The following is a 6,548-nucleotide window of genomic DNA, read 5'->3' as shown; positions in this document are numbered from 1 at the left end:
AAAAAGCCACAGCATCAGCAGCGCCGGGGCAATGGCGGCAGTTCCAATGACGGTGGGTAACGCTTCAATCAAATACATTGGCGCCGAAAATAGGTTCCCTCGATCCGCTTATCTACGTCCACCGATGCGACCATGTGTCATGCGCCCGCTGTCGGCTCGCTTAACACGCGCGACAGCCTCCATTCATCTGGGTCGCCCGCGAAGAACTAGAATTCAAGCGCAGTCAATTGCATGACAAAAAATGCTCGTCATCCATGGCAACGACCGCGCGCCCCATATCGAATCCAGATCGGCAAGCCAAATCAAGGAGGTGCGCCGGTTTCCTCGATTTGCTGCGCGCCCGTCCCCGTGGCGAATCCGGGGGCGGGATGGTCTCCCTCCGCGGCAGATGGCGCCGGCCGATGGGCTAGTCCCGCTTCCTCGTGCGCCCGCGGGGCCGGGCGGCGATCCGGCGGGCTCGCACCTGCTCCAGCTCCCAGAAGGCACATACGCAGCGCTTGCCAGGAACCGCTGCTCGCGCAGCAGCGACTCGGCGGTCCCGAATTCGTTCTTCAATGCGTGGTGAGCGGCGACGTCGCGCCGGGAGCGACATCGAAGGCGCCGAGATGGAATTCTTCGCCGATCGATGCGTCTGGATCGGCCGGTTGCGCCAGCAGCGTGAACGCGGCCTGAGGGTATCGCTTCCAGATCTCGATATCGCCGGCGGTGATGGTGAGCCAGCCGAACGTATACATGTAGCGTCCGGGCTCGGTGACCCGGCCGACCCTGTCCCAGGTGATTTTGTCAACCGTGATCTTGTCGACTGCCATTCGGTCCCCCGATCGCAAGTCTGCAAAATGAGGTCCGGCACCAGGCACAGACCCTCCAAAGGCTGATCCCGCAATGGGGCCGCGATAGGGCGGCGATGCGGCGGGTCAGGCCGGCTGTGATACGGCCGAGCGCGCGATCAGGCGGACGAGGTCGTCCCGGGATTGCCTCTCGGCGAACTTGACCGCAAAGCCGTGCTCGAATTTGCGGATCACCCGCCCGACGCAGGCGCCGACCGCAAGCGCGGTTCCGACCGGCGGGTCGTACTCGGAGGACACTGCGACGCCGGCCGTCGAGACGTCGATGATGAAGCATGGATGAGTGCTGCCGTCCGCGAGGGTCAGGACGGTGTGCGAGACCTGCGGAACGAAACGCGCGTCACGCCGTAGCTCCCGAACGCTGGCATCCTTCTGCTTCTTCTCGAGCCAGGTCAGCTTTTCCGACATCCAGGCGCGCCGCGCCCGCGTCATGTCGAGCTCCATCAGGAGGCCCGCCTTCAGTGTCGCGCTGATGGTGCACTGGAATTCGCCGAAATCCTGGAAGTAGGAGGTCACGCGCTCGCCGACCTTGCCGACGACAGGCACGTCCACGATCATGCGGAAGGGCGAGACGCGCTTGGTCCGGCAGGCGAAGCTGCGCAGCTTGCCCTCGCAATCGTACCAGCGGGGCAGCGAGTAGCTGCCGCTCACCGCAACGTCTACTGCTCGTTGCTTGAGGAACTCTGCGACGGACATGAGCGCCAATCTGTTTTGGATGATTTCCGTGTTTCCACGGGTAACGGCCAAACTCTAAGCAATTAATACCGGCGAACATGAGTAGGGGTAAATTTCCGGTAAACGCGCGGGCGGAAGTCGCGCGGCGAGTTCGCGGCGTAACGTCACAATGCCGTCATCGCGTGATCCGGGCGGTGGCGTTCAGACCTGCCCGAGCAGCACCGGACGGGCCTTCCGGGATGATCTCGCGCCGCGCCATGGGGGTGCCATGAGCCTCTACCGGTTCCGATCGGAGCTTGGTCGGAGGGGGGAGGTTCATGCCGCGGCGGTGGATTTATTGCCGCCGGCGAGGCTTCGCGCGGCTGGCGCTCCCTAGCGGAATCGAACCGCTCTCTCCACCGTGAAAGGGTGGCGTCCTAACCGATAGACGAAGGGAGCAAACGCAGGGCCCCGCCGCTTTCCGCGGTACGGCCGCTGGCCGGCCGAACAGCGCCCGGCGGCTTGCAGCGGGCGAACGTATAGTGGCCTTTGCGTTCCTGGGCAAGCCGTTCGGGAACGGACTCTTGCCTCCGGTGGACAGCGCCGGCCCGGGATCATTCGGAGGCGATTTCAACGGTTTCTTAGGGTTCCCTGCGTAGCGCTGGGCAGGGAGATTTTTCGCCAATGCCACCGCCGAAGAAGCGCGCCGCCCGCAAGCTGCTGTCGCAGCACGCCTGGATCACGCTCGACGGCGGCTTCGCCGCGCGGCATTGCCTGGTTCAGGACATCTCGGACTCGGGTGCCAGAATCACGATGGACGAGGACGCGAGCCAGCTTCCGGGCGTGATCCGGATGGCGTTCGCTCGCGACGCGCGCACCGGGCGGAGCTGCCAGGTGGTCTGGCGCCGCGGCAAGTCGGCCGGCGTCAAGTTCATCTGATTGCGGACGCGGACGGCCCGATGGCGCGCGGCACCTGTCCGGGCTAAAACGCTGCCATGCGCGGGCCACTCCTCATCCTGACCCTGATCTCGTTCCCGGCAACCTCCGTGGCCGCCGCGGAAGCCTTGCGCCTGCCGCCTGCCGAGCGGCCACAAGCGGGCAAAGCCCTGCCGTTGAAGAGCGCCACCGGCAAGGCAGGAGCGGGCTCCTGCGCCTCCTACGGCGCGCGCTTCGTCATGGTCGAGGGCACCGGGACCTGCGTGAAGATCGGTGGCTCGATCAGCATCGACACCACCGTCAGGCGCTGAAGGCCCATGCCTTCGGATCTGGTGCGGCTTGATCTCATCGTTCCCGTCGTGATGTACTGCGCGCTGCTGTGGTGGGTCGGCCGCGGCCTCGGCTGGACCGCGCGCCTCGCCACCGCCGCGGTGACGCTGCTGCTGATCATCTGCGTGCTGCTGGTCGAGCGCGGCTGGCGCTAGGGGCCCAGAACAAAAACTGCGAAAACAACCCCATGCACAGTAGCCGTCAAGTGCCGAGACCAGGCCGGACGGCCTGCGCCGAAACGACGTTTCCTCGTGTCGTCACCGCAACTTGAGCTGCATCACCGGTTCACGACATTGGCGGTGCGACATGTTGTGCAAATCCGGACCGTTTGCCGAGCTCGGCGAGCCAGCGGGTGAGGTGCGGCTGCGCGGGCCGGCTGATGCCTTCGACCCCGAGCCAGCGCCGCGCATAGGATCCGATCGCGATGTCCGCGAGCGTGAAGGCATCGCCCTCCATGAAGCGGCGCGTAGCGAGCAGGCGGTCGGCGATGGCCCAGACCTCGGCGGCGGCATCGGCATCGCGCTGCACCTGGACCATGTCGCGCTCGGCGGGCGCCGTGCGCACGATGCCCCAGAACACCGGGCGGTCGACCGGCTGCACGGTCGACAGCGTCCAGTCGAGCCAGCGGTCGACGCCGGCGCGCTGTTTCGGCGTGTCAGGGTAGATCGGCGTGCCGCGCCCATGCGCAAGGCAGAGATAGCGCATGATCGAGTTGGACTCCCACAGCACGAAGTCGCCCTCGACCAGCGTCGGGATCCGCGCGTTGGGATTCATCGCGAGATACTCGGCCTCGCGGGTCTTGCCGTATTGCATGCCGGCGTCGATGCGCTCGTAGGAGTGACCGAGTTCGGTGAGGCACCACAGCACCTTCTGCACGTTGACCGAATTGGCGCGGCCCCAGATCGTCAGCTTGGTGTCAGGCATGAAGCGTCTCCCCCGCATTGTCGCTTGCTGCGGGTGATAGCGGAATTCGGTGCTTGGAGCGATGCGCGTTGCGGCGCGCCCCTCATGCAAAAAGCTCCGCACGGGGCGGAGCTTTCATTGCAAGGTTCAACCCGACGGTCAGCGGCCGAAGAACAGCCACAACAGAATGATCACCGGGATCGGCACGCCAAGCATCCACAGCAACAGCCCTCTCGCCATCGCATCCTCCTCCATTTGCATCACTGGAGGGTGAACGCGGGCCGCGAGCGCTTGTTCCCGCGCGCAAACCTACCAGTGGCCGGTGTTGGGCATCGACGCCCAAGGCTCCTGCGGTGGCTTCGGATCGCCCTTCTGCAACAGCTCGATCGAGTGCAGGTCCGGCGAGCGAACGAAGGCCATGTTGCCGTCGCGCGGCGGCCGGTTGATCGTGACGCCGGCCTTCATCAGCTTCTCGCAAGTGGCGTAGATGTCGTCGACCTCATAGGCGAGATGGCCGAAGAAGCGATCCTCGCCGTACTTTTCCTCGTCCCAATTATAGGTGAGCTCGACCAGCGGGGCCCCGCGCGTCGGCGGCTGCTTCTTCAGCGCCTCGAGATCGTCCGCCGAGCACAGGAACACCAGCGTAAACCGACCCTTGTCGTTCTCGATCCGCCGCACCTCCTTCAAGCCGAAAGCATCAACATAGAATTTCAGTGCGACATCGAGATTGCGCACGCGCAGCATGGTGTGGAGGTATCGCATGGTTGTTGCTCCCTGGGTGGTGGAGGGTTTTGGCGGCGGAGCCGGCGGAGGGAGGGATAGCAGGAATTGGCGAGGAGGGGCAGGGGGCAGAGGCAGTGTGCGCGCGGCCCGAAGCATCGCGAAGGCGCAAATAGCCATACCGGCTGTGATCCTGGGCGAGGCATCTCGACTTTGGATTGTTCTCGTGAAAGAATGCACGTGTCTCGTCGAGAAGCGCGACCTCCCTGCATATTGCGCAGGGACAAAATGGGGGGCTTTCCGTGCGCGAATTTGAAAAGGGCGCCGTATTGCACGTGCGCGCAATTGCTGGACTGCATGTTGTTACGCTGGCCTGGGACTTCGCGCCGGGCCAGGACGCCAAGAAGACCGGACTCTTGGGCTTCGCCATCGAGCGCACCGAGTTCGACAGGAACGGCAAAGTCCACGAGCGTTACTTCATCCGTGGGATCAAGCGCTTCAAGCACAAGGACGAGGGGCTGGCTCCAGGAACTCCAGTGCCGACGTCGGAGCATCCGATTCAGACATTTCAGTGGGGCGACTACACGGCGAAGCCCGAGACAACCTACGAGTTCAGCGTCATCCCGGTCTACGGCAAGCCGAAACTCCTCCAGCTCGATGTTGCATCGGCGGCCAAGATTCGCGTGAGTACGGAGACCGAAGAGGGCGGAAGGAAGCCTGGAGAAACCACCCACGACATCTATTTCAACCGTGGTGCCGCCGGTTCTCAGGCGTTCGCGCGCAAGTTCGGCAAGACCGAGCTCGATGAAGACGATCCCGGCTCGGATGCGATGAAATGGCTTTCCCGTGGCCTGTTCGAGGCACTCGTCAAGTTCATCGAATATCCCTCGACGCTGCAAAACCCCGGTGAGTACGCCTTGCGGGCGATGCTTTACGAGTTTCGCTACAAGCCCGTCGGCCTGGCGTTCAAGAAAGCGAAGAATGCGGGCGTCGACGTCGATATCCGCTACGAGGCACAAAGCTATGCGGACGAAAACGAGGAGATGATAGCTGCGGCCAAGATCAAGAGCATCTGCACGCCGCAGAAGTCGCGCGCCGGTATCAGGCACAACAAGTTCATCGTTCTGCTCCACAACGACGTGCCGATCGCCGTCTGGACGGGGTCGACGAACATTTCCTCGGGCGGTATCTTCGGCCATTCCAATGTCGGCCACGTCATATGGGACGGGGAGATTGCCCAGGGCTTCCTCGACTATTGGGAGCGCCTGGCTGCGCCGGACGTCACGCTTGCTCCCCTGAAGAAAGCAAATCTCGCTGTCGATGCGACGCCTGCGCGCCATACCTTGCCGCCAAAGAATCGCATCTTGCAGCTGTACTCGCCGCGTGACGAAAAGACCAAGCCCACGACCCTGGAATGGTATGCGGATCTCATCGCCGACGCCAAGCGGATGGCCTGCATCACCTTCGCCTTCAACCTGGACGACTTCTTCTACAAGGCGCTGGCCAAGGACGATGATACGCTCCGCTACTCGCTCTTCGACAAGGATCCGGGAGATGAGTTTGCCGACGAAATCAGAGTCACGGGTAACAGTGTCATGGCGCCCGGGGCCAAGCTTTCAAAGGGCGATCTCGAATTCTTCCTCGGCGAGAAGCTGACCGGTTTCAACCGCAACTTCTACGTTCACGACAAGTTTCTGTTGGTCGATCCCTTGAGTTCCGATCCGGTCGTCGTCACCGGCACCGCAAATTTCAGCCAGCCGTCACAGAACGCCAACGACGAGAATATGCTCGTCATCCGCGGGAACACGAGAGTCGCCGACATCTATTTCGGCGAGTTCATGCGCGTCTTCGACCACTTCTACTCCCGTTATGTCGTCAAGAAGATCAAGGAGGCGGGCAAAGGCGATCCGGACGCCGGCTTCCTGAAGGAGGATTGGAAGGAATGGGTGCCCGGTCATTTCAAGGCGGGACAAAAACAGCTGCGGCGCGAGATATTCATGAAGGAGGATTGAGCGGCGACTGTCGGGATTTGGCGCTCGCCCGGAGACACAGCTTCGTCGCCCGGACAGGCAGGCAGAGGAAAGTGATCCCTCAGCAGCAGCAGCGGCGGGCGTCGGGACGGTTTCGGCCCAATGGTTCGAGCCGCGCAGCACCGAGGTC

General features: G+C 63.2%; 8 protein-coding genes and 1 tRNA gene. 4 read left to right on the top strand and 5 right to left on the bottom strand.

The features are described 5' to 3' along the window. Nucleotides 1-551 precede the first annotated feature (551 nt). The 3 genes from IC50_RS41970 to IC50_RS10205 all read right to left on the bottom strand — a co-directional run bounded on the left by IC50_RS41970 (nucleotide 552) and on the right by IC50_RS10205 (nucleotide 1,958). Entirely contained in the window at nucleotides 552-809 is a 258-nt protein-coding gene (locus tag IC50_RS41970; RefSeq protein WP_035703633.1) for a hypothetical protein, read from the bottom strand. A gap of 105 nt (nucleotides 810-914) precedes the next feature. Then, nucleotides 915-1,541 (bottom strand): PilZ domain-containing protein, encoded by a 627-nt coding sequence (locus IC50_RS10210; protein ID WP_035703632.1) that lies wholly within the window; start codon nucleotides 1,539-1,541, stop codon nucleotides 915-917. A 342-nt stretch (nucleotides 1,542-1,883) separates the two neighbouring features. Next, nucleotides 1,884-1,958, bottom strand: a tRNA-Glu gene (locus tag IC50_RS10205). A 225-nt stretch (nucleotides 1,959-2,183) separates the two neighbouring features. Here IC50_RS10205 and IC50_RS10200 point away from each other — a divergent pair. From IC50_RS10200 to IC50_RS42425, 3 genes are read left to right on the top strand one after another with little or no spacing between them, the layout of a single operon-like run. Then, complete coding sequence (locus IC50_RS10200) at nucleotides 2,184-2,438, top strand: PilZ domain-containing protein (RefSeq protein ID WP_035703631.1); 255 nt, start codon at nucleotides 2,184-2,186, stop codon at nucleotides 2,436-2,438. Between the two features lie 56 nt (nucleotides 2,439-2,494). Beyond that, nucleotides 2,495-2,746, top strand: coding sequence for a hypothetical protein (locus IC50_RS10195; RefSeq protein ID WP_035703630.1), 252 nt, complete (start codon nucleotides 2,495-2,497; stop codon nucleotides 2,744-2,746). A 6-nt stretch (nucleotides 2,747-2,752) separates the two neighbouring features. Beyond that, nucleotides 2,753-2,920, top strand: coding sequence for a hypothetical protein (locus IC50_RS42425; RefSeq protein ID WP_035703629.1), 168 nt, complete (start codon nucleotides 2,753-2,755; stop codon nucleotides 2,918-2,920). A gap of 130 nt (nucleotides 2,921-3,050) precedes the next feature. Here IC50_RS42425 and IC50_RS10185 read toward each other — a convergent pair whose 3' ends face one another. Continuing rightward, nucleotides 3,051-3,689: a glutathione S-transferase family protein gene (locus IC50_RS10185; protein ID WP_035703628.1), complete on the bottom strand. Its 639-nt coding sequence runs from the start codon at nucleotides 3,687-3,689 to the stop codon at nucleotides 3,051-3,053. A gap of 288 nt (nucleotides 3,690-3,977) precedes the next feature. Next, the gene (locus IC50_RS10180; RefSeq protein ID WP_035703627.1) at nucleotides 3,978-4,430 is read right to left on the bottom strand and encodes a VOC family protein; all 453 of its coding nucleotides are present in this window, start codon (nucleotides 4,428-4,430) and stop codon (nucleotides 3,978-3,980) included. Nucleotides 4,431-4,690: 260 nt separating this feature from the next. Here IC50_RS10180 and IC50_RS10175 point away from each other — a divergent pair, with 260 nt between their 5' ends. After that, nucleotides 4,691-6,400 carry a hypothetical protein gene (locus tag IC50_RS10175; protein WP_035703625.1) on the top strand — a complete coding sequence of 570 codons (1,710 nt, stop codon included), beginning with the start codon at nucleotides 4,691-4,693 and terminating at the stop codon, nucleotides 6,398-6,400. Nucleotides 6,401-6,548 lie beyond the last annotated feature (148 nt).

This window comes from Bradyrhizobium genomosp. I (2014) (genome assembly GCF_000261685.1).
In the GTDB taxonomy this organism is placed as follows: Bacteria; Pseudomonadota; Alphaproteobacteria; order Rhizobiales; family Xanthobacteraceae; genus Bradyrhizobium.
The sequence above is the reverse complement of the archived record's forward strand: the minus strand, read 5'-3'. Positions and strand labels throughout refer to the sequence as shown.

Excerpts from the sequence above, each read along its gene's own strand:
- IC50_RS41970 (WP_035703633.1), bottom strand. The coding sequence starts at position 809 with ATGGCAGTCGACAAGATCACGGTTGACAAAATCACCTGGGACAGGGTC.
- IC50_RS10180 (WP_035703627.1), bottom strand. The coding sequence starts at position 4,430 with ATGCGATACCTCCACACCATGCTGCGCGTGCGCAATCTCGATGTCGCA.
- IC50_RS10195 (WP_035703630.1), top strand. The coding sequence starts at position 2,495 with ATGCGCGGGCCACTCCTCATCCTGACCCTGATCTCGTTCCCGGCAACC.
- IC50_RS10200 (WP_035703631.1), top strand. The coding sequence starts at position 2,184 with ATGCCACCGCCGAAGAAGCGCGCCGCCCGCAAGCTGCTGTCGCAGCAC.
- IC50_RS10210 (WP_035703632.1), bottom strand. The coding sequence starts at position 1,541 with ATGTCCGTCGCAGAGTTCCTCAAGCAACGAGCAGTAGACGTTGCGGTG.
- IC50_RS42425 (WP_035703629.1), top strand. The coding sequence starts at position 2,753 with ATGCCTTCGGATCTGGTGCGGCTTGATCTCATCGTTCCCGTCGTGATG.
- IC50_RS10185 (WP_035703628.1), bottom strand. The coding sequence starts at position 3,689 with ATGCCTGACACCAAGCTGACGATCTGGGGCCGCGCCAATTCGGTCAAC.